The sequence below is a fragment of the Oleiphilus sp. HI0123 genome (assembly GCF_001635315.1).
Genome location: NZ_LWGE01001791.1, coordinates 1 through 1,177, shown reverse-complemented (window position 1 = coordinate 1,177; position 1,177 = coordinate 1). Strand labels below are relative to the sequence as shown.

General features: G+C 41.5%; 2 protein-coding genes. Both read left to right on the top strand.

The annotated features are described in order from the left end of the window. Nucleotides 1-161: 161 nt before the first annotated feature. Nucleotides 162-620 carry an antitoxin Xre/MbcA/ParS toxin-binding domain-containing protein gene (locus A3761_RS24115; RefSeq protein WP_068751061.1) on the top strand — a complete coding sequence of 153 codons (459 nt, stop codon included), beginning with the start codon at nt 162-164 and terminating at the stop codon, nt 618-620. 28 nt (nt 621-648) lie between these two features. Beyond that, nucleotides 649-1,177 (top strand): metallophosphoesterase (locus A3761_RS24110; RefSeq protein ID WP_197473231.1); only part of this gene is annotated, 529 nt, incomplete at its 3' end.

Sequence of the window (1,177 nt, the reverse complement as noted above, 5' to 3'; positions counted from 1 at the left end):
TCAGTGTAAAGAAGTTGATTCCTTGTTGGTGAAAGGACTTGGAGACTTGCCTGCACAGCATAATAACAGTTATGCAATACGTACATATTTAGATATGGGAACCTATAACAAATTAAGATCAATTATTTTTTGTGAGACGGAACATTATACAAGGCACTTTAATGACTATAACGCACCGTTTTATCAGTTTTGCCTTCATTGCCCCATCGGTAATGATTAAACGTTTCTGTGAAGTAAAGGGGGGGACATTGATGTCTTTTGATATTGCACAAACAGCTTTGGCTGTGCCAACTGTTTGCAGAGTATTAAGCGATTGGCAATGCTCAGATAAGGTCAAGGCTAACCTAATTGGGTTTGACAGTGAGGAAGAGTTTACGGTGGTAGCGTCAAATCCTAATGGTCACGAATTCACAGCAGAACAAGCAGAGAGAATGAGTCATATTCTAAATATTTATCGATCATTGCATACTCTTTTTAGACAATCTAAACAAGCAGATGAGTGGATCAATAAACCAAACAATGCAAAGCTTTTTGGTGGTCGAGCTGCATTGGACCTTTTGAAAGGCGGTGCTCTGAGCGATCTTGCGCTAGTGTCTAACTACCTAAAGTCGCTTTTCTAAACTCTAGCAAGGGTACTAATTCAGACTAATGATCAAGCTAAACCCTCATAAACTAATCAGACCTCGAGTTGGGCAGAGAGTCTTATTCTGCGGTGATGTTCATGGCGATAAACCTGCGCTTGATAAACAGCTGGCAAAGGTTAGCTTCGTTGAGCGTGAAGACATACTTATATTTACCGGTGACTTAATTGATCGTGGTGATTTTTGCGCAGAGCTGATTGAGTTTGCTAGTTGCACGCCTAATGTTCATAGCGTCCTAGGGAATCATGAGTCACTATTTTTATATGGTTTACATGACCCCCTATGCAGGCATACGCATACGAGTTCAAATGTAGGTGGGCAGTGGATAGAGCGGTACACACAAGGTGAGCTTGAAGATCTAGCTGAACTCATTAAAAGTACAATGAGCATCGCGATTACTGTAGAAACAGATAAGTATAGAATTGGAGTGATACATGCTGCAGCGCCAGATGACTGGCAACAAGTGATGAACCCAGAGACCGTAGATGAAGAGGAATGGTTGTGGAGTCGGAAACAGTTTGAGCAAGCTTCGGTAG